Origin of the sequence: Mesorhizobium sp. B2-3-2, assembly GCF_006442295.1 — a bacterium.
In the GTDB taxonomy this organism is placed as follows: Bacteria; Pseudomonadota; Alphaproteobacteria; order Rhizobiales; family Rhizobiaceae; genus Mesorhizobium.
Genome location: NZ_VFWA01000001.1, coordinates 262,496 through 286,290, shown reverse-complemented (window position 1 = coordinate 286,290; position 23,795 = coordinate 262,496). Strand labels below are relative to the sequence as shown.

At 61.1% G+C, this 23,795-nt stretch carries 16 protein-coding genes, 1 tRNA gene and 1 pseudogene; 9 read left to right on the top strand and 9 right to left on the bottom strand.

The window, feature by feature from the left end; translation table 11 throughout:
* Positions 1 to 9: 9 nt before the first annotated feature.
* Positions 10 to 906, bottom strand: coding sequence for a DUF2182 domain-containing protein (locus FJ964_RS01335; protein WP_181172329.1), 897 nt, complete (start codon positions 904 to 906; stop codon positions 10 to 12).
* A 112-nt stretch (positions 907 to 1,018) separates the two neighbouring features.
* On the opposite strand from FJ964_RS01335, the gene FJ964_RS01330 reads away from it, so the two are divergent.
* On the top strand, positions 1,019 to 2,233 hold the full coding sequence (locus FJ964_RS01330) for a UbiH/UbiF family hydroxylase (protein WP_140548512.1): 1,215 nt from the start codon (positions 1,019 to 1,021) through the stop codon (positions 2,231 to 2,233).
* Between the two features lie 160 nt (positions 2,234 to 2,393).
* Positions 2,394 to 2,717, top strand: a complete 324-nt coding sequence (hspQ, locus tag FJ964_RS01325; RefSeq protein ID WP_181169261.1) for a heat shock protein HspQ — start codon at positions 2,394 to 2,396, stop codon at positions 2,715 to 2,717.
* 74 nt (positions 2,718 to 2,791) lie between these two features.
* Here the strand turns inward: hspQ and FJ964_RS01320 are convergent, their stop codons facing one another.
* Complete coding sequence (locus FJ964_RS01320; protein ID WP_140548510.1) at positions 2,792 to 3,421, bottom strand: invasion associated locus B family protein; 630 nt, start codon at positions 3,419 to 3,421, stop codon at positions 2,792 to 2,794.
* Positions 3,422 to 3,646: 225 nt separating this feature from the next.
* Here FJ964_RS01320 and FJ964_RS01315 point away from each other — a divergent pair, with 225 nt between their 5' ends.
* The 4 genes from FJ964_RS01315 to mgtE all read left to right on the top strand — a co-directional run bounded on the left by FJ964_RS01315 (position 3,647) and on the right by mgtE (position 10,395).
* Positions 3,647 to 5,467, top strand: coding sequence for an extracellular solute-binding protein (locus FJ964_RS01315; protein ID WP_140548508.1), 1,821 nt, complete (start codon positions 3,647 to 3,649; stop codon positions 5,465 to 5,467).
* 71 nt (positions 5,468 to 5,538) lie between these two features.
* On the top strand, positions 5,539 to 6,219 hold the full coding sequence (locus tag FJ964_RS01310) for a DsbA family protein (protein ID WP_140548506.1): 681 nt from the start codon (positions 5,539 to 5,541) through the stop codon (positions 6,217 to 6,219).
* A gap of 616 nt (positions 6,220 to 6,835) precedes the next feature.
* Positions 6,836 to 8,740, top strand: a complete 1,905-nt coding sequence (locus tag FJ964_RS01305; protein WP_181172328.1) for an ABC transporter ATP-binding protein/permease — start codon at positions 6,836 to 6,838, stop codon at positions 8,738 to 8,740.
* Between the two features lie 290 nt (positions 8,741 to 9,030).
* Positions 9,031 to 10,395: a magnesium transporter gene (gene mgtE / locus FJ964_RS01300; protein WP_140548502.1), complete on the top strand. Its 1,365-nt coding sequence runs from the start codon at positions 9,031 to 9,033 to the stop codon at positions 10,393 to 10,395.
* A gap of 52 nt (positions 10,396 to 10,447) precedes the next feature.
* Here the strand turns inward: mgtE and gor are convergent, their stop codons facing one another.
* From gor to rpiA, 3 genes are all read right to left on the bottom strand, one after another.
* The gene (gene gor / locus FJ964_RS01295; RefSeq protein WP_140548500.1) at positions 10,448 to 11,839 is read right to left on the bottom strand and encodes a glutathione-disulfide reductase; all 1,392 of its coding nucleotides are present in this window, start codon (positions 11,837 to 11,839) and stop codon (positions 10,448 to 10,450) included.
* A gap of 117 nt (positions 11,840 to 11,956) precedes the next feature.
* Positions 11,957 to 12,553 (bottom strand): DUF2059 domain-containing protein, encoded by a 597-nt coding sequence (locus tag FJ964_RS01290; protein ID WP_140548498.1) that lies wholly within the window; start codon positions 12,551 to 12,553, stop codon positions 11,957 to 11,959.
* Between the two features lie 22 nt (positions 12,554 to 12,575).
* Positions 12,576 to 13,271, bottom strand: a complete 696-nt coding sequence (gene rpiA / locus FJ964_RS01285; RefSeq protein ID WP_140548496.1) for a ribose-5-phosphate isomerase RpiA — start codon at positions 13,269 to 13,271, stop codon at positions 12,576 to 12,578.
* Between the two features lie 424 nt (positions 13,272 to 13,695).
* On the opposite strand from rpiA, the gene FJ964_RS01280 reads away from it, so the two are divergent.
* The 3 genes from FJ964_RS01280 to FJ964_RS01270 all read left to right on the top strand — a co-directional run bounded on the left by FJ964_RS01280 (position 13,696) and on the right by FJ964_RS01270 (position 15,371).
* Complete coding sequence (locus tag FJ964_RS01280; protein WP_140548494.1) at positions 13,696 to 14,379, top strand: phosphoglycolate phosphatase; 684 nt, start codon at positions 13,696 to 13,698, stop codon at positions 14,377 to 14,379.
* Between the two features lie 125 nt (positions 14,380 to 14,504).
* A tRNA-Val gene (locus tag FJ964_RS01275) sits at positions 14,505 to 14,579 on the top strand.
* Between the two features lie 291 nt (positions 14,580 to 14,870).
* A complete protein-coding gene (locus tag FJ964_RS01270) occupies positions 14,871 to 15,371 on the top strand; it encodes a hypothetical protein (protein WP_140548492.1) in 501 nt (166 codons plus the stop codon).
* Positions 15,372 to 15,389: 18 nt separating this feature from the next.
* On the opposite strand, the gene FJ964_RS01265 is transcribed toward FJ964_RS01270, so the two are convergent.
* The 4 genes and pseudogenes from FJ964_RS01265 to FJ964_RS01250 form a co-directional block, all read right to left on the bottom strand.
* Positions 15,390 to 18,587 carry a type I restriction endonuclease subunit R gene (locus FJ964_RS01265; protein ID WP_140548490.1) on the bottom strand — a complete coding sequence of 1,066 codons (3,198 nt, stop codon included), beginning with the start codon at positions 18,585 to 18,587 and terminating at the stop codon, positions 15,390 to 15,392.
* A gap of 20 nt (positions 18,588 to 18,607) precedes the next feature.
* Positions 18,608 to 20,737: a DUF262 domain-containing protein gene (locus FJ964_RS01260; RefSeq protein WP_140548488.1), complete on the bottom strand. Its 2,130-nt coding sequence runs from the start codon at positions 20,735 to 20,737 to the stop codon at positions 18,608 to 18,610.
* Positions 20,738 to 20,800: 63 nt separating this feature from the next.
* A complete protein-coding gene (locus FJ964_RS01255; protein WP_140548486.1) occupies positions 20,801 to 22,171 on the bottom strand; it encodes a restriction endonuclease subunit S in 1,371 nt (456 codons plus the stop codon).
* Positions 22,164 to 23,707, bottom strand: a pseudogene (locus tag FJ964_RS01250) (class I SAM-dependent DNA methyltransferase). Before FJ964_RS01250 ends, FJ964_RS01255 begins: the two are co-directional and overlap by 8 nt.
* Between the last annotated feature and the right edge of the window lie 88 nt (positions 23,708 to 23,795).

Sequence of the window (23,795 nt, the reverse complement as noted above, 5' to 3'; positions counted from 1 at the left end):
TTCCCCCACTCATAGCGAGACTAATAGCAGCGCGGCCGCCCAGACAAGCAGTATCGCACCGGCCAGCCGGGTTGGAAGCCTGCTTGCGGCTTGTTTTTCGATCAGGGTGAACAGGCCGATCAGCGCCATCCAGAAGACGTTCATCACGCCCACGGCGAACATCACCAGCATCAGTGCCCAGCAACAGCCAAGGCACCAGACGCCTTGCGCGACGCCGAGCCGGAAAATGGCTGTAGGCCGCGCGCTCCAGTTGGAAAACAGGATCGCGAACGGGTTCCTGCATTTCTTCAGGCAGGCCTCCTTCAAGCCGCTGAACTGGTAGAACCCGGCAACCAGCAGGGCGACGGCACCGGCAATGCCCAGGACCGGATCGAGCATCTGGCCTGACGAGGCGAACGCATCGAGGGCGAGCGTCAGCGCCGCAAACCCCGCCGAGGCGGCCAGCCATATCGAGAGATAGCCTGATACCAGCACCAGCGGATGGACAACCGGCTCATGCCTGATCCTGGCCGTATCGGCGATCTCGCAATAGGTTCGGATCATCGGCGCCGCCGAGGGCAGCATCGTTGCGGTCGCCATCAGGAACCACATTGCCGTCAGCGCACCGGCGCGCGGGCCGATATCTCCGTCCAGGGGCGCGGCCGAGAGGCAGAGGGCGAAGAACCGGGCCAGGGAATCGGGCAACGGCAGCTGCGGCAGGGTTTTCAACAACGCGTCGCCGGGCGCGCCGATACCCGCGGCGCGTCCCTCCGCGGCGCGGATCGCCATTGCGGCCAGGGAAAGCCAGGCAAGCAGGATGCCGGCGCCGACAACGAGGTTCACCGTCAAACGCGGGTTGCGCGCGATATCGGCCGTCGCACGGCCTGCGCTGTCGAGATGGCTGAAATCGTCCTGACGGCCGGTCATGACATTCGAATGGGCCGAATCGCCACGTTGATCAAGCCTTATGACCTGACCTATATGCTCATCGAATGGCGGGGCGCGTGGGCTGCCTCGCATTGCAAGCCGGAAGCCGATCTTGGAGCATCAGAAAACAGCACGGATACTCATCGCAGGCACGGGCCCCGCAGGGTTGATCGCCGCGCTCGGTTTCGCCGACGCCGGCTTCCCGGTGACGCTCGTCGGGCCGGAGGCATCCGCCCCCGATGGCCGCACGACGGCGCTGATGAACCCTGCTTTGAAGGTGCTTGAGCGGCTGGGCGTCCTCGCCGACATCAGGCCACAGGCCGCGCCCCTCAAGGTGATGCGCATCGTCGACGCGACAAGCCGGTTGATCCGCAGTCCGGTCGTCACCTTCCGCGCCAGCGAGATCGACGAGGATCAGTTCGGGCTCAACCTGCCCAACAGCGTCCTCATTCCCGCGCTCGCCGGCAGGGTCGGCGCGCATTCCGGGATCGCGTGGCTGACATCCATGGTCGACGCCTGGCATCTCGGCGCGGACAAGGCTCGCGCGGCCCTCGCCGACGGCAGCGTGATCGAAGCATCCCTGGCGGTTGCCGCCGACGGACGCCTGTCGCCGGCGCGTCAGGCGGCGGGCATCTCGACCGCCGCACGGACTTATCCCCAGGCAGCGCTGGTGCTCAACTTCTCCCACGGCCGCGACCATGCCTTTACCTCGACCGAGTTCCATACCGAAACCGGTCCGTTCACGCAGGTTCCGCTGCCCGGCAACCGCTCGAGTCTGGTCTGGGTGGTAAAGCCCGAGACCGCCAAGGAACTCGCTGCGCTGGATGATGCGACGTTGTCGCTGCGGGTCGAACAGCGGATGCAGTCCATGCTGGGCCGGGTCACGGTCGAGCCGGGCCGGCAGGTCTATCCGCTCGCAACCGCGACGCCGCTGCGTTTTGCGCGCGACCGGGTGGCGCTTGTCGGCGAAGCCGCCCACGTATTTCCCCCGATCGGCGCACAAGGGCTTAACCTTGGCATTAGGGATATCGACGATCTTATTGGAATCGCGAATGAAAATTATGAAGACCCCGGGGCCGCGAAAGCCCTCGCCGTCTATGACTTCAAGCGCCGGCCCGATATTCTGGCGCGCAGCAGCGCGGTCAATCTGCTGAACATGTCGCTGCTTTCCGACATGTTGCCGGCGCAGATGGCGCGCGGCGCCGGGCTCGGCGTGCTTGGTGGTTTTGCACCGCTTCGCGCTTTCTTCATGCGCGAAGGGCTCCGTCCCGGCAGCGGGTTTGCGGCGCTTGGCGGTGGCCTCGGGAAGCAAGCGCGCCAGCGGTGAGCTTGCGAACACATTTGCTACCGGCAGGCATCGATGGCCGGCCGCCCGCTCAAAATCTTTGCTCCGCATCATAGGCAGCTCGAGGACGCACAAACGCTTCGGGATTGAATTGACTCGGAGTCTGCGCCAAATAAAGCTAAGGAATTCAGTGGTGAGTACGATGAAAACAGCCAAATTCGCGATCGGACAGGTGGTTCGCCATCGGCTGTTTCCGTTCCGGGGAATCATTTTCGACGTCGATCCGCAATTCGCCAATACGGACGAATGGTACGAGGCCATCCCCGTCGACGTGCGCCCGCGCAAGGACCAGCCGTTCTACCATCTGCTCGCCGAGAATTCGGAAACCGAATACATTGCCTATGTGTCCGAGCAGAATTTGCTTGAGGACCAGTCGGGAGAACCGGTCCGCCATCCACAGATCAACGAGATGTTCGACAAAAAGCCGGACGGGCGCTACGAGCCGAAACGGCAGTCCAGGCATTGATCAGCGAGGTCAGGTGCAGAAAAAAAGCGGGGCATGACCCCGCTTTTTCGTGGCTTTGAGAATGCCCGAACCGATCAGTTCGCGGTCTTCGCCTTGTCCTGCTCTTCCTTGAGCTTCTTGGCGAAGTCCTGGTTGTTCTTGGCGACGAAGTCCTGGAGCTTCTTCTGCCGGTCCTCGATGTCCGACTGCTGCAGCGGCGGGCCGTCATAGGCGCCGCTGAAGCCCTGCAGCGCGACCTTGATCGGATTGGGCTGGTTCTGGAAATTGATCGAGGTCAAGGTGATCGCCTGGCCCTTCTTGAACGAGGCGACGAGCTGGTCGGTCAGCGGTACTTCCGCAACGCAGCGGTCGGGGAAGCAGACCACATATTCAAGCTTCTGCGTCTTGCCGGTATCGATCTGGAGGCCGATGCCGGCACCGACCAGACGACCGGTCGGAACCGTCACCTGGAAGACCTTGCGGTTCACCTTGCCTTTCAGCTCGATCAGGCTCACGCCGGTGACCAACTGACCGTTGCCGGCGGTGGTGATATTCTGCACGTTGCAGATGTCGACGTCTTCCTGCTTTGTGCAAGCCTTGAACCAGCCCTGCGGGATCTGTTGTTGCTGCTGTGCGGAAGCAACGGGAATTGCCGTGCCCAGAAAGCCGATCACGCCAGCGGCCATGACCGACAGGCGGTACGCATTGCTGTTCAGGCTCGTCATGTCGTGCACTTCCTCTCAAATGATCCCGGGGACCGGCTTCTTCGCGCCATGTGGTCCAGCTACCTGTTGCCGAAATGAGGCAACAGAATGACTTCGGACGGCGTGTTACACTGCAAGCGGTGCCGAATCCAGCCTGCAATCTGCGATTCTTGGCAACGAACATTGGCGGTGCCTCATGCTAGTGTGCGCACCGAATCATCAAGCCGACCCGGTAAGGAGACGGTCATGGGCCGCGTTCTCGTTTGGCTGATCACCGCGACATCATTTTTCGTCCTTTCGTCCCTGCCGGCGGCGTCGCAACCCAGATATGCAATTGCCATGCAGGGTGAGCCGGCCCTACCGCCCGACTATGCGCATTTCGACTACGTCAATCCCGACGCGCCGAAGGGCGGCAGCATCACCTATTGCGTCGTCGGCAGTTTCGACAATCTCAACCCCTTCATCCTGAAGAGCCTGCGCACCACGGCGCGCGGCATGATGGACACGATCTTCGGCAATCTGGTCTTCGAGCCGCTGATGCAGCGCAATGCCGACGAGGCCTTCACGCTCTATGGCCTGCTTGCCGAGTCGGCCGACATGGATCCCGAGCGCAAGAGCATCGAATTCCATCTCAACCCGAATGCCAAATGGTCGGACGGCCAGCCGGTGACGCCGGAGGACGTGCTGTTCACCTATGATGCCTACACGCAGAAGGGCCGTCCGCCCTACAGCGACCGCATGGCCAGGATTGCCAAGCTTGAGAAGACCAGCGACCACAGCGTGCGCTTCACCTTCAACGACAAGGCCGATCGCGAGTTTCCGCTGATCATCGCGCTGACGCCGATCATTCCCAAGCACGCCTTCGACATGGAGACTTTCGACAGGACCACGCTGAAGCCACTGATCGGCAGCGGCCCCTACAGGATCGCACAGGTGACACCCGGCCAGCGCATCGTCTTCAAGCGCAATCCGGATTATTGGGGCAAGGATGTTCCGGCCAAGCGCGGCTTCGACAATTACGACCAGATCACCATCGAATATTTCCTCAACGCCAATGCCAAGCTCGAGGCGTTCAAGAAAGGGCTTTGCGCCATCGACGACGACAGCGATCCGGTTAAGCGCGAACGCGATCTGGATTTTCCCGCCTTCCATAGAGGTGAGGTGGTTGCCGAAACCTTCGACACCGGCATTCCGCCCGTCGTGACCGGTTTTCTGTTCAACACGAGGCTGCCGAAATTCTCGAATCCCGTGGTGCGTCGCGCGCTCGGCATGCTCTACGACTTCGAATGGGCCAACAAGAACCTGTTCGGCGGCAAATACGCGCGGACCATGAGCTACTGGCAGAATTCCGAGCTTTCCGCGCTCGGCCATCCGGCCGACGACAGGGAAAAGGCGTTGCTGGCGCCCTACCCCGGACGCGTGCCGGCGGACGTCATGGACGGAACCTGGCGGCCGCCGGTGACCGATGGCTCGGGCCAGGACCGCAAGGTGCTGAAAGCGGCCTTCGATCTCCTGAAAAGCATTGGCTACCACCTGCAGGGCGGCACGATGCTCGACCCCGAAGGCAAACCCTTCGGCTTCGAGATCCTGACGGCCTCGCAGGACGAGGAGCGTCTCGCCGGCATCTACCAGCGCACGCTGAAAAAGATCGGCATCGATGTCTCCATCCGCAGCCTCGACGGCGACCAGATCCAGTCGCGCAAGCAGCGTTTCGATTTCGAGGTGCTGATCGGCTCGAGCGGCTTCAACAATTCGCTGTCGCCCGGCATCGAGCAGATCGGTCGTTGGTCATCCTCCGCCGCCAAGGCTGAAGGTTCGTTCAACCTCGCCGGCGTCGCCGATCCCGCGGTGGACGCTGCGATCGAGGCCATGTTGCGCGCCCGCACGAAAGAGGATTATGTCGCCGCCGTGCGCGTACTCGACCGGCTGCTGATCTCCGGCAACTACATGGTGCCGATGCAGCACAACACGCAGCAATGGATCGCTTACTGGAATTATCTGGACCATCCGCGAAAGACGCCCATATTCGGTTACCAGTTGCCGACCTGGTGGCGCAAGCCGAACTGAGCATGGGCCCGAGGAGTGGAAGCCCGGTTCTCGCGGAAGTGCACGGCACCCAAGACGTTCAGGAGATCGAGATGAGCCAAGCGAATGCGATCACCGTCGACGTGGTATCCGACGTCGTCTGCCCATGGTGCTTCATCGGCCAGAAGCGGCTGGACAAGGCGGTCGCCGCCGCCGGCGAGGTGGATGTGCATATACGCTGGCGGCCGTTCCAGCTCGACCCGACCATTCCGCCGGAAGGCAAGGATCGCCGCGAGTACATGCTGGCCAAGTTCGGCAGCGACGAACACATTCGCCAGATTCACGCCCGTATCGAGCCGCTCGGTGAAGCCGAAGGCATTTCCTTCGCTTTTGGCGCCATCAAGGTCGCGCCCAACACGCTTGATGCCCATCGCGTCATTCGCTGGGCCGGTGCGGCCGGCGAAGACGTGCAGAACCGGCTGGTGCGCCGCCTGTTCCAGCTGAACTTCGAAGAAGGCGCCAACATCGGCGATCAGGCCGTGCTGGTCGAGGCGGCGCGCGAGACCGGAATGGACGCATCCGTTGTCGAGACGCTCTTGCCGACCGATGCCGATGTCGAGGCGGTTCGCACCGAAATCGCCACCGCCTCGCGCATGGGCATATCAGGCGTGCCATGCTTCCTGCTGGAGGGCAAATATGCGGTGATGGGCGCGCAGGACGTCGACACGCTGGCCGACGCCATCCGCCAGGTAGCCGCCGCCAAGGCGCGTGGCGAACTGGAAAAAGTCGACTGAGCCCGATCCTCAACGCAGGATTTTCAAAGCAGCCCTGCCCGGGCGTGAGGCAACGCCTGACCCCGTGGGATCCGCGCTTGCGTTGGCTTCCCGGCGTCGCGGTCTGCGCTGATGCCGCCGGTCCGGTCGATCGATGGCTTGCCAGCGTCCAGGTCATTTCCGGACCTCCGGCGTGGACATGCCGGCGAGGAATCAGGCGTCCGGGGCGACATGTTTTCCAGAATTTTTGATTAGCCTGCGATGAAAAGCCGGCTTACCGGGCAGGCCAAGCGGGTCACAAATTCGTGCAAACGCTTTACCTAGGGGAAGGTAGAAACGCGGCGCCACGATACCGCGTAATTACCTGATATCTCTAGCTTAAACCCGATTTTTATCGGCTTTGACGCGACGCTCGGAAAGTCAGCCCTGTTGCCCTGCAGCCACGGCCAGCGCTTCAATGTCGCCTGTCCCCTATAAAAATTAATGGAAAATGATCAATTGGTGTTACCATCCGTAACAAAACAAAAAAGGTTTGGGCGGGATTGTGATTCGGGTCGGCAGACCACCGCAACAGTCAGGAACGGATGGACTACACAGCGATGCCGCAAGGCGGCCGCTTCTGACCCCGGTTTCCTCGATGCGCAGCTTCTGGGGCCTGATGCGGGCCTACTGGGTCTCGGACCGGTGGAAGGAGGCCTGGACGCTGACGCTGGTGATCGCGCTGCTCACCGCTCTGTCCAGTAAGGCCGGCGTCTGGTTCGCAGAAGCGTCCGGGGAATTGGTCAACTCGATCGCCTTCTTCCACGACGCCGCCAACACCACCCCTCTCCAGACGCTTTTGGTCAATGCCGGTATCCTGGTGTTGCTGGTCGTGCTCAAGGACGCAGGCTTCACCGGCATCCGCAATCTCGTCTCGGCAACCTTGCACCGCAAATGGCGCGGTTGGCTCGACAGCCGTTTCAACGAGGCGCTGCTGGACGGCAACCACACCCATTTCCACGCCCAGCATGCCTCGACAGGCAATGGCGCGCCGGCCCCCGACAACATCGATCAGCGCGTCCAGGAATCGATCAAGGACATGACCGGGGGCGCCATCGGACTGGCCATGGGCGTGCTGGGTGTCGCTACTTCGCTGTATTTCGTCGGCCAGAAGCTGCTCGAAACCTCGGTCGAAGTGAAGGGGCTTGAATTCCTCGGCAGCTATGGCAGCGCCATCCTCGCCCTCCTTGCGGTCGCCATCTACGTGCCGCTCAACACCTGGATCGCGATGAAGCTCGGTGGCATGCTCGAGCGTCTCAATGTCAGGATGCAGCAGGCCGAAGGCAGTTACCGTGGTGAGCTGACGACATTCCTGCGCCGCAGTTTCCATGTCGCGGCCTCGCGCGGCGAAGGCGTGCAAAGAACCATGCATGGCCGCCTCTATGGCGATATTGACGGCACGTGGACGCGGCTCAATATCGTCAACACCGTCTACATGTCGTTCGAGCTGATCTACAATTTCATCGGCGCCCGCATTGTTGCCTACGGGCCGGGCCTTGTGCCGTTCATCCACAACGGCTTCGACCTCAAGGGTTACATAACCGGCTCCGAACTGGTCAATTCGCTGATAGGCCAATGTTCGTGGTTCATCCATGTCATGCCCGCCATCGCCACCCTGCGCGCCAACAGCCAGCGCGTCACCGAGCTGGCCAATGCGATCGAGAACGTTCAGCACCCCCAGGAATTCTACAGCCAGAGCGGCCGTTCCGACTTCCGCTACGCCAGTCAGAACCCGGTTTTCGGCTTGACCATCCAGAAGCTGGAACTCGCGCATCAGGGCGAGGACGCAACGCCTTTCCTCGTTGCGGCGAACCTGCGCTTCCGGCGCGGCGAATGGACTTTCCTGAAAGGCGAATCCGGTTGCGGCAAGACCTCGCTGATCAAGGCCATCAACGGCCTGTGGCCCTACGGCCGCGGCACCATCGTCTTCCCCGAAGGGGTGAAGAGTTTCTATGCCGCCCAGGAGGTCAAGCTGCAGCAGGTGACGCTGAAGCAGCTGGTCTGCCTGCCGGGCTCCGAGCACGACCATGGCGACGCGCAAGTCGCGTCCGCGCTGCACAGAGCGGGCCTGGGCGACTTCATCGAGCATATGGCCGACGAAAGCCGCGAAGGCAAAAGCTGGGATCAGGTCCTGTCCGGCGGCCAGAAACAGAAGCTGGTGGTGGCTCGCATCGTGCTCCAGCAACCCGGGCTACTGTTCCTCGACGAGGCGACCGGCGCACTCGATCCGGAGGGCAAGGTTGCCTTCCACCAGGCGATCAAGGACAACTGCCCCGATGTCACGGTAATCAGCGTCATGCATGAAGCAGTGGCGCCGCGATCGGTCACCGGTGCCGAGTTCTACCACTCGATCGTCGCGATCGCCGATGGCGTCGCCACCAAGAAGCCGCTGGTTCCGAGCCTGCCTCCCGAGCTCACCACCATTCTCGCACAGCCAGGGCCGGTCCCAAGGCCGGTCGACGATAAATGGCTGCGTTTCCCGCGCCGGCTGAAGCAGAAGTAGCCGGACTGGCCGCGGCATAGGCCGGCCAGTCATTTCGCCATTTCTACGCGACACGCCTTAGCGATCACAGTCTCGCGAGTGGGGCATGCTGGCCGCATTTTCCTCGATCACATCGATTGACAGGGCAAGGCGAGCTCCTATGTTGCGCCCGCTCGCAGACATCAAACTCGAACCCGCGAGCGGAAAGGTCACCGCGCCATGCCTGGCGACAGTCACAGTCGAACGCAACCGCCGTCCGCCCTGACGTGACCTCGATGGTTCACGTCTTGCCGGACGGCAAGGAGTGAACCATGAACGATTTTTCCCCGGTAGCGGACGACGAGGCCGTCGCCATCGCCCGCATCCTTGCAAACGACCATGTCGCCGACGTGGTCGAAGCACTCAACCGCGAGTCGCGCGAAACGGCGACGGACCTGCTTTGCGAAGTGCCGTTCGAGCGGCTGGTCGAGATTTTCGACCAGCCGGAGCTCGAGGGCGCGCCCGAGCTGGCGCAGTCCCTGCCTCGCGCCAAGGCGGGCAAGCTGCTTACCGCCATGTCGGTCGATCGCGCCGCCGACATCCTGCGCGATCTTGACGAACCCGCCCGCTCCGAGCTGCTCGGCGTGCTGGCGCCGCCGCTACGCGCAACCCTGCTTTCGATTCTCGGTTACCCCCAAGACAGTGCCGCGTCGATCATGACGACGGAGTTCGTCAGCGTCCCCTCGGACTGGACCGTCGGCCGCACGCTCGACTACATCCGCAAGGTCGAGCGGACGCGCGAAACCGTCTACGCCATCTACATCGTCGATCCTGAGACGCATCTGCTCATGCGCTCGACCGGCCTGCGCCGACTCATCACCGGCGAGCCTGACGATTCGATCCTGTCGGTGGCGCCGGACCGTGCGCCGGTGACCGTCACGCCTTTGACCGATCGCGAAACCCTGGCGCAGACGATTTCCAAATACGATCTGCTCGCCGTTCCGGTCGTCGACCACGGCAAGATCCTCGGCATCGTCACCATCGACGACATCATCGACACGATGATCGAGGAGACGACGGAGGACGTGCACCGCTTCGGCGGCATGGAGGCTCTCGACGAGCCCTACATGAAGATGAGCTTCCTCGCCATGATCCAGAAGCGCGCCGGCTGGTTGTGCGCGCTGTTCATCAGCGAGATGCTGACGGCCAACGCGATGCAAAGCTATGAGAGCGAGCTGGAAAAAGCGATCGTGCTGACGCTCTTCATTCCGCTGATCATGAGCTCCGGCGGCAATTCCGGCTCGCAGGCGACCTCGCTGGTCATCCGCGCGCTGGCGCTGCGCGAGATCGGGCTCCGCGACTGGTGGCGGGTGGCGCTGCGCGAATTGCCCACGGGCCTCCTGCTCGGGGCGATACTCGGCGTGGTTGGCATTTGTCGCATCGCGCTGTGGCAGTATTTCGGCTTCTACGACTACGGACCGCACTGGCCGTTGATCGCCGCGACGGTCGGAGCGGCATTGGTCGGCATCGTCACCTTCGGCTCGCTGTCGGGATCGATGTTACCGTTCGCCTTGAAACGCATCGGCTTCGACCCGGCCAGCGCGTCGGCGCCGTTTGTCGCCACGCTGGTCGATGTCACCGGGCTTGTCATCTATTTCTCGGTGGCGCAGGTGATCCTGCGCGGCACGTTGCTGTAGCGGCTCTCCCAACTGCGCCGCGGCAAGCACGTTGCCGCGGCGCGTTTGTCTGTCAGCCGATGCGCTCGCCATCCTTCACGCGGTAGGTCGGCTTGTACATCGTCACAAGCTCTTCCGCGGCTGTCGGATGCACGGCCATGGTGCGGTCGAAATCATCCTTGACCAGCCCGGCCTTCAGCGGAATGGCGAGAAGCTGCGCCATTTCGCCGGCGTCCGGCCCCAATATGTGCGCGCCGAGTACCTTCTTCGACGCGCCATCGACCACCAGCTTCATCAGCATCTTTTCGTCGCGCCCGGACAAGGTGTGCCGCATCGGCCGGAATGTCGCGCGATAGATCTCGATATCGGAGAAACGCTTGATGGCCTCGTCTTCCGACAGGCCGACCGTGCCGATCTCCGGTTGCGAGAACACGGCGGTCGCGATCGTGTCGTGGTCGGGCGCGGTCGGGTTGCCTTTGAAGGCGGTCTCGACGAAGCACATCGCCTCGTGGATCGCCACCGGCGTCAGTTGCACGCGGTTGGTGACGTCGCCGATCGCCCAGATGTTTTCGACGTTGGTGCGGGAGTACGCGTCGACCTGGATCGCGCCGGTCGCGGTCATCTCGATGCCGATGCCTTCCAGCCCCATATTCTCGGTGTTGGGGATGCGGCCGATGGCGAGCATCACCTGGTCGACCGTCAAGGTCTGGCCGCCGGTGAGCAACGCGTCGAGCCGGCCATCAGGCCGTTTGCGGATCCACTCCGACACGGCGTGGCAAAGAATTTTGATCCCCTTCTTCTCCATCGTTTCGTGCAGCATGCGCCGCAGGTCCATGTCGAAGCGGCTGAGGATCTCCTTGCCGCGATAGACCAGCGTGGTATCGACGCCCAGGCCATGGAAGATGTTGGCGAATTCGACCGCGATATAGCCGCCGCCTTCGATCATGATCGACTTGGGCAACTGCTCGAGGTCGAAGGCCTCGTTGGAGAAGATGCAGTATTCGTGGCCGGGCAATGCCGGGTGCGGCGCCGGACGGCCGCCGGTGGCGATCAGGATCTGGTCGGCGGTGACGGTACGGTCCCCGTCCAGAAGATGCACCACATGCGGATCGACGATCATGGCGCGCGTATGAAAGGCCTCGCCGCCGGCGCCCTCGACGTTCCTCTCGTAGATCGCCTCCAGACGGCTGATCTCGCGGTCCTTGTTGGCGACCAGCGTGGGCCAGTCGAAACTGGCTTCCGGCACCGTCCAGCCATAGCCGGCGGCATCGGCGAAATGCTCGGGAAATTGCGAGGCATAGACGTAGAGCTTCTTCGGCACGCAGCCTCTGATGACGCAGGTGCCGCCGAAGCGGTATTCCTCGGCGATGCCGACCCGCTTGCCGAGCGCGGCGGCGACGCGCGCCGCCCTCACCCCGCCCGAACCGCCGCCGATGACGAAAAGATCGTAGTCGTAACCGGCCATTGCGCGGCTCCTTGGGCTTCGGAAAATGTGAGTGACAGGTAGGCCGCAAACCATCAAAAGAAAAGCCCGGGCAAGCCGGGCTTCACAGATGGCCGCAAGGGCCTTTGGAATGCAGGATCAGTTCTGCGTGTCGTCGGCAGGCGCCGACCCGTCGGCGGGGGCGGCGCCATTCGCGGGCGCGGCCGCATCGGCAGGCGCTGCCGGCGCCTTGGCCTTGGCCGCCGCCGCCAGCGTTTCGCCGACTTGCTGGGCGAGGTCGCGAGCGAGGCCGTTCTGCCAGATATCGGCGGCCTTCACCAGGTCGCGCGTAACGGCAGGGCCGCTCTCGAGGAGCTTCTTGCCGGAGTCTGAACTGTAGAAGGTCGCGATGTCGTTGAGTTCCTTCTCGGAAAACACCTTCGCATAGGCAAGCGCTGCTTCCTTTTCCAGGTCGGCCCGGCGCGAGGCAAGCGCCAGCGCCTTCTCGCTGATCGTCTTGGCGATCAGTTCCTGCATGTCGGGGTTCTTCTGGATGAGCTGCGATTCGAGAGCGGCGGCGGCCTGCGGCAGGATGTTGTCGAACGGGTCGGTCGCATGGATCGCGGTGACCGCGGCGCGCGCCGCCTTCAGGTGCGCTTCCGTGACGTCCTGCGAGAACGCCGGCGAAGAGAAGGCGAAAACGGCCGATGCCGCCAGAAGGACGGAAAGGCGGCGAACCCGGTTATGCAACGTCATGGTCGATAGAACTCCCTGTTTTTCAGGCGGCATGGACGGTTTGGATGCCATCGCCCCCGGCGATGATGGCCGCTGACGCCAGCCCGATGAAAAGACCGTGCTCGACCACGCCGGGAATGGCGTGGAGAGCATTCGATAGCGCTCTTGTATCCGGAATGCGGCCAAAAGATGCATCGAGGATAAAGTGGCCGCCGTCTGTAACAAAAGCCTGGCCGCCCGTCATCCTCAATGTAACCGGACCGGAAAGGCCGAGCCTTGCAGCCGCCTTGCCGACCGCGATTTCGGTTGCGCGCAGGCCGAACGGGTTGACCTCGATGGGCAGAGGAAAACGGCCGAGTGTCTCGACCATCTTGGACCGGTCGGCAATGACGATCATGCGAGCGGAAGCCGCCGCGACGATCTTCTCGCGCAGCAATGCGCCGCCGCCGCCCTTGATCAAGGTCAGCGCCGGGTCGACTTCGTCGGCGCCGTCCACGGTGAGATCGAGCTCAGGCGTCTCCTCCAGTGTCGACAGCGGCACGCCGAGCTCGCGGCACAGCGAGGCGGTGCGCTCGGAAGTGGGCACGCCGATGATGGTCAGGCCGGTGGCCACCTTGTCGGCAAGCAGCCGCACGAACTCGTCGGCGGTAGTGCCGGTGCCGATGCCGAGCCGCATGCCGTCGGTGACATGGGTAAGGGCCGCCCGCGCGGCTTCGACCTTCAACTGTCTTGCATCCATGCCGCTTTTGCCGCCCCGGAACCTGGTGTTTGGGGCTCCTACCATTTTTGCCGATCCGGTCAAAGCTTTTGACCGTGGTCAAAGCTTTTGACCGTGGTCAAAGCCCTTGGCGGCGGCGTAGGTTGATGACGCCCGGTACCCCGCCAATGGTATGCCCGTGCGGTCGGCGAGCGATGCGCGGCAACGTTCGTAGGAATTTTTTCTTAGGGGCTATTGACTGGGTGAAGGCAGTTATGCTACATATTTGCCTATGGTGCAGATTTGCGCCGGGACCCGCCGCTCTGGCGGGTTTTTCATGCCTGGCGGCTCGTCGCGAATGCCCAGTCCGGGGAGCTTGCTTGCCTGAACGAGCTTGCCCGGCGCTTGCCTTGACGCGCCGCAGCCTTTATCGCCTGCCCATTGCATAAACTGCCCAGGATGGATCATGACCCGCCCGATCATCGTGTTCGACCTCGACGGTACGCTGATCGACACAGCGCCGGACCTGCTCGACAGCCTCAACCACAGCCTTGCCGCCAGCGCGCTCACGGCCGTCGACGAAGCTGGCTTCAAGCGTTTCGTCGGTCATGGCGGCCGCGTCATGATCGAACGGGCGCACGCCGCCCAGCAACGGTCGCTCGATGTCGCGGAACACGACCGGCTGCTGAAACTGTTTCTCGATCACTATACCGACAACATCCCCGGCAAGTCCCGTCCCTACCCCGGCGTCCTCGAGGCGATCGCCCGCTTCGAGAAGGCGGGCTATCTCCTGGCCGTCTGCACCAACAAATACGAGGCCAACTCGCTGGCGCTGATCGAGGCGCTCGGCCTGACCAGACATTTCGCGGCGATTGCCGGACAGGACACGTTCGCCTTCCGCAAACCCGATCCGCGCCACCTGACCGAGACCATCAAGCGGGCGGGCGGCGACCCGCACCGCGCTTTGATGGTCGGCGATTCGCAGACGGACATCGACACAGCCAAGGCCGCCGGTATTCCGGTGGTGGCGGTCGATTTCGGCTATACCGACCGCCACGTGCGAGAGTTCGAGCCTTCGGCGGTTATTTCTCACTTTGACGCGCTGACGCTGGACCTGGTGCAACGGCTAATGACCGCCGCCGCACACTGACGGACCACCCGGCACGGGTGCCGCAGGTCAAGAAATCCGATCCTTGCAAGAACGCCGGACACCGCCTTGACTTCCCGAGCCTGCCTCCCTTATATCGCGGCTCGCTTGGCCTTCGGGCAACGAGCGGGCGATTAGCTCAGCGGGAGAGCACACCCTTCACACGGGTGGGGTCGCAGGTTCAATCCCTGCATCGCCCACCATATTTCTTACGAAAAATCAAAGCGTTAAGCCGTATCGCGGCCAAACAGGGACGTTGTCGCGCCGTTGGGGTCGCCACGGGGTCGCCACTGCGAGCAAAGCTCGGCCCACGATCCGCGACAGCCTGCCGCACCCTGTCGCGAGTCGTTGCGGCGGTCTTGCTGATGGAAGGATGAGCTACGGTTTCGATGCCGGCCCCATCCGCCCGCCTCCCCTCCCCAATCGGTCCGCTTGACGGCTGATTGCCTTGGGCGCAACTTCGCAACTAACAGTTGGCATCAGGAGGAGGAACCATGCCGACGAGCAAGGCCTTGAACAAAGCCAAATTGAATCGCGGTTCGTTTTCGCGACTGGCGTTGCGACAAATGTCCCCGACAAGAGCCTTCCTTCTCGCTGCCAGCCTCTCGTCCCTAGCTACAGGGGCCTCGGGTGCAGAGTTGCAGAGAAGCTGCATAGAGCCGCCTGCAACAGTTATCGAGATTACCGGCGTTAACACCAAACATGCACGTGCCGTGGCCAAATTCACGGAGCCCGATATCACCAAGGCATGCTATGAAGGCTATGTAAACCAAGGCGGCTATGCATCGCCCGAAGAGTGCATTCGCGAGACAAAAGCGACCTTGCTGGGCGATGCTATTGGTGCGGAAGCAAATTGCGGCAAGGGCACCATCAAGTTGGGGCAAATGTCTTTCAAAATGCCCGTCGAAAATAACTGCGCCTCCGGCGGCATATTTGCCGCGCCAGCTTTCAGAATGCTCTGCCCTGGATATCGGGGCAAGGTTGTGAATGAATGAAGTCGGTGCCCGTCAACCCTACTTCGCCGGAACCATCACTTCACGCAGCAGCGTTTCCGCCTGCGCCAGCACCGTCTGCACGGCCTCCTGTTCGAGGTCTGGCGGGTATCCATATTTCTTCAGGATGCGCTTGACCAGCACGCGCATACGGGCCCGAGCTGTCGCCTTGTGCTGCCAGTCGACGGTCGCTGACCCTCGCATCTGCTCGACAAGTTCATGGGCGATCACGCGCAATTGCGCGCTGCCCATTGCCTCGACGGCACTCTCATTCTCGGCAAGGGCGTCATAGAAAGCCACCTCTTCCGGCGATAGGCCCTGCTCGTCGCCACGTGCGGCGGACGCCTTGATGTCCTTCGCCAACGCAATCAGCTCTTGGATCATTTCGACAGTCGAGATGGCGTTGGCATGGTAACGGGACACAGCTTCCTCCAGCCGCTGTGAAAATGACCTCGCCTCGACCACATTGGAGCGCGACCGGCTCTTGATTTCGCCGTTGAGAAGCTTCTTCAGCGCCTCCAGCGCGAGGTTCTTCTTCTCCAGCTTCTGGATGTCCGCCAAAAACTCGTCCGACAGGATCGAGATGTCTGGCGACTGGATGCCCGCCGCCTTCAGTATGTCCACTATTTCGGCATTGGCGACGGCTTGGTTGAGCAACTGCTCGACGGCGAAGCTCTTGGCTCGGTCCGACATTTTCCCAGTGGCCGTGGTCTTGACCAGCGCCGCCCGAACCGCCTGAAAGAAGCCGACTTCGTCACGGATGGCCCGTGCCTTGTCGCTGGCCGACGCCAGCGCATAGGCTTTGCTCAGTTCCAGCACGGCATCAGAAAAGCGGCGGTGAGCCTTCTTCTTGTCGTCCGCACTCGTGAGTTTGGCGGCTGCCTGCTGCTGCCATTTCAAAATCCAGTCGATGGCGTCGGCCAGCGCGACGAGCCGCTGCTGCGGCTGGCCGTTGATGCCAAGGCTGTAGTCGTGGCCATGGAACATGCCGCGCACGACCTCGAATTTTTCCATCAGGACGGCGACGGCTTCCTCTTCGTCGATGCCTGTCTTCTCCTGGTCGGACTTGGTGTATTGACCGAGGGCGTTCTTCAGGTTCTGGGCAATACCGATGTAATCCACGATCAGGCCGCCCGGCTTGTCCTTGAACACCCGGTTGACGCGGGCGATGGCCTGCATCAGGCCATGGCCGCGCATCGGCTTGTCGATGTACATGGTGTGCATGCAAGGCGCGTCGAAGCCGGTCAGCCACATATCGCGCACGATCACCAGCTTGAGCGGATCGTCAGGGTCGCGCGCCCGCTTGGCCAGGTCGTCGCGGCGCTTCTTGTTGCCGATATGCGGCTGCCAGTCGACCGGATCGGATGCCGAGCCGGTCATGACGATCTTCACCGCGCCCTTGTCGTCATCGTCGGAGTGCCACTCGGGCCGCAGCTTGATGATCTGCTTGTAGAGATCAACGCAGATTCGGCGGCTCATGCAGACCGCCATCGCCTTGCCGTTCATGCCGGCAAGGCGCGCTTCGAGGTGTGCGACCAGATCGGCGGCTATCTGCGACAGTCGTTTCTCGGACCCGACAAGCCGCTCGACGGTCGTCCATTTGGCCTTCTGCTTCTCCTGTTCCGACAACTCGTCGTCTTCCAGGATGGCCTCGATCTCAGCGTCGATGCGCGGCTTCTCGTCCTCGTCCAGCTCGATGCGCGTGAGACGGCTCTCATAGAAGATCGGAACGGTCGCCCCGTCCTCCACCGCCCGGCTGATGTCGTAGACATCGATGTACTCGCCGAAGATCGCCGGCGTGTTCACATCATCGGCCTCGATAGGCGTGCCGGTGAAGCCAATGAAGGAGGCGTTGGGCATCGCCTGTCGGATGTAGTGCGCATAGCCATAGCGGCGCTTGCCGGTTGCCTTGTCGAGCTTGGCGTCGAAACCATACTGGCTGCGATGCGCCTCATCCGCGATGACGATGACGTTGCGACGGTCAGTCAACAGCGGGAAGCTTTCCTCGCCGGCCTCGGGCGAGAACTTCTGCACCGTGGTGAAGATCACGCCGCCAGACGAGCGGTTCAAAAGGCGACGCAGTTCGTCCCGGCTGTCGGCCTGCTCCGGCTTCTGGCGGATCAGGTCGCGGCACAGGCTGAAGGTGGAGAACAACTGATCATCGAGGTCGTTGCGGTCGGTCAGCACCACCAATGTCGGGTTCTGCAACTCCTTCGACCGCACAATGAGGCCGCCGAAGAACGCCATCAGCAGGCTCTTGCCCGAGCCCTGCGTATGCCAGATCACGCCGATCTTGCGGTCGCCGCCAGGGCGGGCAGCTTCAATGGCGCTGGCGAGGGCCTTGCTTGCGCCGTGGAACTGATGATAGCCGGCGATGATCTTGAATGGGCCTTCGCCCCTATCCCCGAACACGATGAAATCGCGCAGCACGGAGAGGAAGCGCTTGCGGTAGAACACGCCGCGCAGCAGCGTCGCCATCTCGCGGGGGCCATGCGGCGTGAAATCGCCGTCCGCTCCCGTGACGGTGCGCCAAGGCATGAATCGCTCTTCGTCGGCGGTCAGCGAGCCGACGCGCGCCAGCATGCCGTCAGAGGCGATCAGGACGGCGTTCGTCCGGAACAGCGACGACACCTGCTGCTTGTAGGTCTGAAGCTGGTTGAAGGCCGCGCCGATGTCGGCGGTCTCCGATGCAGCGTTCTTCAACTCGATGATGGCGATCGGCAGGCCGTTGACGAACACGACGATGTCCGCGCGCCGCTTGTGGCGGCCGTCGACCACGGTGAACTGATTGGTCACCAGCCAGTCGTTGCTATCGACATTGTCGAAGTCGATCAGCCAGACCTTGTCGCCCTTGATCTCCCCATCGGCGACGACGAACTCGACATCGACGCCCTCAGTGAGCAGCCGATGGATGCGCCGGTTCTCTTCGACCAGCGACGGCGTCTCGGTCACAAAAAGCTGCTTGATCGCCGATGCGCGGGCCTCGGCCGGGATTGCCGGATTGAGCCGCGCGACGGCAGCCATCAGCCGCGATGTCAGGATCGTGTCGACGTAAGCCTCACGCTCTGGCGCGGAGCCGTCGGGCGCAATCTGGCTAGCAGGCGCATAGACGTAGCCCAGTTCCTCGAAAATGCCGATGGCAGCTTCCTCGACGATATCCTCGCGGAAGCCGGACCGCGAGTAGTCGGCTTCGACCTGCTTGTAGACAATCTCTCCCATCGCGCCCCCCCTTACGCGCGTCAGACGAACCGCTCTCTGATGTACAAGAGCGCCTGTTCCCCAGCCATTTCGCGGGACGAGTTGCCGTTTCTGACGTAGAAGCGATCCATTGCCGCACCGCCCTTGTCTGCAACTTTGATGTAGACTGGCTTGTTGGTCGGCGCGATTTCAACTCGACAAATCTCCTTATCGTCAATTTGCGGGAAGGAAACCTTGAGCTTGGTCGCCGAAAAGGCCTCCCCAAAGGTGTTGATGACCAGCGTCTTGAGGTGCAGCTCGAATTTGTCACGATCACCTCCATTCAGGCTCTTGTAGTCGTTATCAAGCCCGGAAACGCTACCGTCGTCAGCCACGCCGATCATCAGTGTGCCGCCCTGCAGATTGGCAAAGGCCGCGATGGTTTTCATGATGACGGCTTCGAGGTCCTTGTTGACAGTTCCCTGACGAACGTCCCAGCGCAGCGTTTCCTTGAACTCGACATCTTCATTCTCACCCTCGGCAATCATATCCTCAACGCTGATGCGTTCGGCCACAGCATGCATCTCGGCCAATCCGTCAAGCCAGGCGTTGATACTGTCAGCCAGCATCTTGCGGCGCGTTTTGAGAAAGAGCTCGTAGTTCTCAATTTGCCAGAGTTCACGGTCCTCTGGGATCAGTTGCAGAGAAAGCGCCGTCGGCTGGTTGTTCACCACCGAGGACAAGTACGCCTCGGCCTCCTTCTTGCCCTTCGACCGATTGGCAATTTGTGTAAGGAGCGCCCGGTTCGTCAGTTCTTGAGCCAGTTGATACTTCAGCCGGTTCTCTACGCCATACCCTTCGGCCTTGAGGTTGGCGAAGGCGAAGATATGGTCGTATTCCAGTTTGTATTTCTCACCCATCGGATGATGAATGGAAACGCCGGTGGTGAGGCACCTTGCTCCTCGGCTTTTGAGGTGCCACCGTACGAGGCCGAAAAGCGGATGCTGTATGGCGCTGCCCACAAACTCGTCCGGCGTTATCGCTATCGCTCCGCCGCGCTCTTCGCGGATTACGTCGAGCAGCCGGTCAAACGGCACGTCAGAGGTAGCGACGATTTTCAGGTCATGGTCGAGCTTCTGCGGAAGCTGGCTCACGTAGCGCCGACGAACCTGCGAATAGTAGAACCATTTGACCACTTTCTGGATTTGACCGTGGTTCAGCTTGCAGTCCATCCGGTGGCAATAGGCGACGATGGGGATAAGGGCGTAGATCGAATTGATTTCATCAGTGTGGTCGACGAACGCATGGTCTCGGAGCAGGTTCGAGATGTAGTCCAGCACCTTCGTATCGAGCGCATTCCAGGCCGCACGGATCGGATCGTTGTTGTCGGCGGAGTGCAGCTTGCGCATATCTGAGCCGCCCTGATGCAAAATTGCCAGCAGCGCGTAGACCACGAAATCCAACTTGAAGACGAAGCCATTCTTTTTCAGTGCTTCGAGCTTCGCCTTGAAAGCCTCGCGAGCTTGCGGCCAGTACCCCGAAATTTGCGCCAGGGCGAGTTCTGCGTCCGTTAGCGCCACGCCACCAGCGTTGACGATGTAGAATATATCAATCGCCTCTCGCAGCGATGCCCTCACAGGGATATTCTGCTCTGGGAAATCGCGATCAAGGATATTTTGCACAGCGGCAAAATTGTCGTCGATCCGATCTTCCTCCTCCTTCGTCAGCTCTCGCCCTTTCTCCAAGGCTCGCACCACGTCTTTGGTGCGAACGTTTCGCTTGAAGATATCGGTCACGTTCAGCCATCGCGGATCGGCATCCATCCGCTTCTGAAAATACTCAAGCTCCAACGTTTCCACGTTGACATGCAGTCCCCGTGTATCGTCGGTAATTTCGTCGAGCGTGTAGTAAGGCGGAAGCTCACCCCGGATCAGCATATAAAGCGTGGTGACGCGCTGCTGACCATCCAATAGGATTTTGATGGCCCCCTGCCTCGGATCATAGGCGTGATCGCCTTTCAGCTCCGGTGGATGATTGGTGTCCCAAGTCAGGATCGTCCCGGTCGGATAACCCTTGATCATCGAACTTACTAAGAGCTTAGCGTCCTTCTTCTTCCAAACATACTCGCGCTGAAACGCCGGAATAAACAGCTGATTTTCGTCGATCTTTTCGAGAATGCTGCTGATCTTCATTTGAGAATACTTTCACTTATGAATGTCGTAAACCTAACTAACGGCAGGTTTGGGTGGGCGTTGTCACTGCGCCGCTTCAAGCTGTTGTACGGCTTCGCGGAGGCCGATCTCGCCTGACATCAGTTTTGGCAACAGCAGGTCGCGAGTGGCGGCAAGGGTGTGGTTCTGGTCGCCGTTCGTCGACGATAGCTGTCGCAACGGCACAACGGCGCTCTCAAACGAGCGTTGTACCTCCCCCGAGGCGACCGCAAGAGCAAGGCCACCAAGAGATGACGGACTTAATTCTGTCTGCCCCGTCGATCCCTGTCCCATTCCTGCAATCTGGCCCTCGCTTGTCTCCAGAAACAGCGAGAGAATGAGAGGTGAGATTTTGGAGCTATCGGCACGGCAAATGGTAACGTGGCTGTCGACAGTGGCCGGGCCTGCCAATCGTCGTACAGTGGCAACTCGACCAAGCGTGCCGACCCCAGTAGAGTTTACTAATACGTCGCCCATTTGAAGCAGCCGCTCTTTAGGCGCTCGCCTCTCAACATCATGCTCGCGGGCGAAGCTGAAATCGATGCTCCTGCCTCGTATGCAGCGTTGATTGATGACTGGGATGCCTTCCTCTATGTATGCCGGTGTCAACCCGCGTTTCAACATTTTCGTCACCGACGATACGGTGGCCAATTTCCACCCATCAGGCAGGCCATCGTCGCTCATGCTGGCGGGGAAAAGCTTGGCCAGTCGCCGTGCGCGGTCGGGATCGGTGACAAGCCCGCCCATAGTCTCGATGGGATCGGTCGCGCCCTCAATCTTGCGGCGGGTCGGACCGAAATCGACAAACCAGTCGCGGAAGATCGCCTGCGCCATCGCGTCCAGTGTCTCGTTCATCTGCTGGTTCAGCTGGATTTTGTCGTCAAGAGCACCGAGCAGTTCAACTATCCAACGCTGCCACTCGATAGGCGGAACGACGATAGGCAATTTCTTTTGGCCTGTAATTCCGAGATATGCTCTTGTCGAGCCTGCGTCAGACCATTGATTGAGCAAGCTCAGAAAGCCTGCAGAATTGAAGTAATAATAAAGATATCGACTGCACAGAACCGATGGATTCTTTATCCGATAGTAAGTTACCTGCGGCGTCAACATAATGAAAGGACAGTTAAGGTCTTCGACTACAGCTCTGCGGCCAATAGTTGCCTTATGAGTTAAGAGAACGTCTCCTGCAATGCTGAAGCCCTTTCTAAGGCGATTAGCTTGTTCGAGCGATATGAACGAGCAATTCTTCGTATCCACCCTTCCGTTGCTTAGGTCGGATGCCATGATGAATGGGATGCCCGTTGGCACATAGTCCGAGGATTTTGGATGTATCTCCCCGTGATTGCCATCCATCGGAGGAAAGAGAACGCCGTCGGCACATAGCTCCTCAACAGTCTTCACGGCGAACTTATTCATGGCCTACTACACCCGCCAAAGTCCGCTCAATCTGCTCCTCTAGTAGTCGCCCCTCAATAAATTGCGCCTGCAATTGCTCCCGCAGCGCCTCAAATTGCTCCGCAAACGACACGCCATCATCCTCGATATCCGCCGCGCCAACATAGCGTCCAGGCGTCAGCATATGACCGTGTTCGCTAACCTCGGCCAGGGTGGCCGATTTGCAGAAGCCGGGCTCGTTGGCATAGGCAGTGCCTTGATCCTTGTTGCGCCAACGGTGATAGGCTTCGGAGATTTTTTCGATGTCTTCGGCGCTGAACTCGCGGCGTACGCGGTCGACCATGAAACCGAGCCTGCGGGCGTCGATGAACAGGATTTCTCCGCGCCGGTCACGATGGCCATTGGCGCTCTTGTCGCGTGCCAAAATCCACAGGCAGGCAGGAATCTGGGTAGAGAAGAACAACTGTCCCGGCAGGGCAACCATACAATCCACAACGTCGGCTTCAATCATCGCCTTGCGGATATCGCCTTCGCCGGATTGATTGGAGGACATTGAGCCGTTGGCCAGCACCACGCCCCCCGTGCCGCGCGGGGCGAGATGGTGCAGGATGTGCTGCAGCCAGGCGAAATTGGCGTTGCCCTTAGGCGGCGTGCCATGCTTCCAGCGCGCATCGTCCGCCAGCCGTTCACCACCCCAGTCCGAAATATTGAAGGGCGGATTGGCGAGGATGAAATCCGCTTTCAAATCGGGCAGTTCGTCCCGATGGAAGCTACCTTCGTTGTTCCAGCGGATATCGGCGTCGATCCCCTGCACCGCGAGGTTCATCTTAGCCAGCCGCCATGTCGTGTAGTTGATCTCCTGCCCATAGACGGCGATGTCATGTCGGCGACCGCCATGCTCCTCGATGAACTTTTCCGACTGCACGAACATTCCGCCCGAGCCGCAAAGGGGTCGTAGACCCGGCCTTTGTAGGGCTCCAGCATCTCGACCAGCGTGCGCACGACGGAACGCGGGGTGAAGAACTCGCCGCCGCGCTTGCCTTCTGAACTGGCGAAGCCCGACAGGAAATACTCGTAGACCCTGCCAAGCAGGTCCTTCGCCTTGTCGGTGCCGTCATGCATGCCGATGTTGGAGAATAGGTCGATCAGCTCGCCCAGCATGGTCTTGTTCAGCGTCGGGCGAGCATAGTTCTTCGGCAGAACGCCCTTCAGCCCCTCGTTTGAGGGGGCCTTTTCGATGGCCACCATCGCCTCGTCGATCAGTTTGCCAATTTCGGGCCGTTTGGCACTGCCTTGCAGGAACGACCAGCGGGCTTCCTTCGGCACCCAGAACACGCCTTCAGCCAGGTACTCCTCGGGGTCTTCGGGGTCCGCATACTGATCCGCTGACAGCTCCGCCCGCTGCGCCTCGAAAGCGTCGGAAATGTATTTGAGGAAGATCAGACCAAGCGCGACATGCTTGTATTCCGACGGCTCCAGGTTGCCGCGCAGCTTGTCAGCAGCCTTGAATAGCTCCGCCGTAAACGCCAGATCGCCGTTGCCGTTGCTTCCAGCCATCTAACCCCTCCCCGAAGCATTTATCCGCGATAACTACCGGCGGACCGACCCGCTGGCAATGAGTTCAAAGCATTTGCCCAGCAGCGTC

Excerpts from the sequence above, each read along its gene's own strand:
- FJ964_RS01335 (WP_181172329.1), bottom strand. The coding sequence starts at position 906 with ATGACCGGCCGTCAGGACGATTTCAGCCATCTCGACAGCGCAGGCCGT.
- hspQ (WP_181169261.1), top strand. The coding sequence starts at position 2,394 with ATGAAAACAGCCAAATTCGCGATCGGACAGGTGGTTCGCCATCGGCTG.
- FJ964_RS01320 (WP_140548510.1), bottom strand. The coding sequence starts at position 3,421 with ATGACGAGCCTGAACAGCAATGCGTACCGCCTGTCGGTCATGGCCGCT.
- FJ964_RS01315 (WP_140548508.1), top strand. The coding sequence starts at position 3,647 with ATGGGCCGCGTTCTCGTTTGGCTGATCACCGCGACATCATTTTTCGTC.
- FJ964_RS01310 (WP_140548506.1), top strand. The coding sequence starts at position 5,539 with ATGAGCCAAGCGAATGCGATCACCGTCGACGTGGTATCCGACGTCGTC.
- FJ964_RS01305 (WP_181172328.1), top strand. The coding sequence starts at position 6,836 with ATGCGCAGCTTCTGGGGCCTGATGCGGGCCTACTGGGTCTCGGACCGG.
- mgtE (WP_140548502.1), top strand. The coding sequence starts at position 9,031 with ATGAACGATTTTTCCCCGGTAGCGGACGACGAGGCCGTCGCCATCGCC.
- gor (WP_140548500.1), bottom strand. The coding sequence starts at position 11,839 with ATGGCCGGTTACGACTACGATCTTTTCGTCATCGGCGGCGGTTCGGGC.
- FJ964_RS01290 (WP_140548498.1), bottom strand. The coding sequence starts at position 12,553 with ATGACGTTGCATAACCGGGTTCGCCGCCTTTCCGTCCTTCTGGCGGCA.
- rpiA (WP_140548496.1), bottom strand. The coding sequence starts at position 13,271 with ATGGATGCAAGACAGTTGAAGGTCGAAGCCGCGCGGGCGGCCCTTACC.
- FJ964_RS01280 (WP_140548494.1), top strand. The coding sequence starts at position 13,696 with ATGACCCGCCCGATCATCGTGTTCGACCTCGACGGTACGCTGATCGAC.
- FJ964_RS01270 (WP_140548492.1), top strand. The coding sequence starts at position 14,871 with ATGCCGACGAGCAAGGCCTTGAACAAAGCCAAATTGAATCGCGGTTCG.
- FJ964_RS01265 (WP_140548490.1), bottom strand. The coding sequence starts at position 18,587 with ATGGGAGAGATTGTCTACAAGCAGGTCGAAGCCGACTACTCGCGGTCC.
- FJ964_RS01260 (WP_140548488.1), bottom strand. The coding sequence starts at position 20,737 with ATGAAGATCAGCAGCATTCTCGAAAAGATCGACGAAAATCAGCTGTTT.
- FJ964_RS01255 (WP_140548486.1), bottom strand. The coding sequence starts at position 22,171 with ATGAATAAGTTCGCCGTGAAGACTGTTGAGGAGCTATGTGCCGACGGC.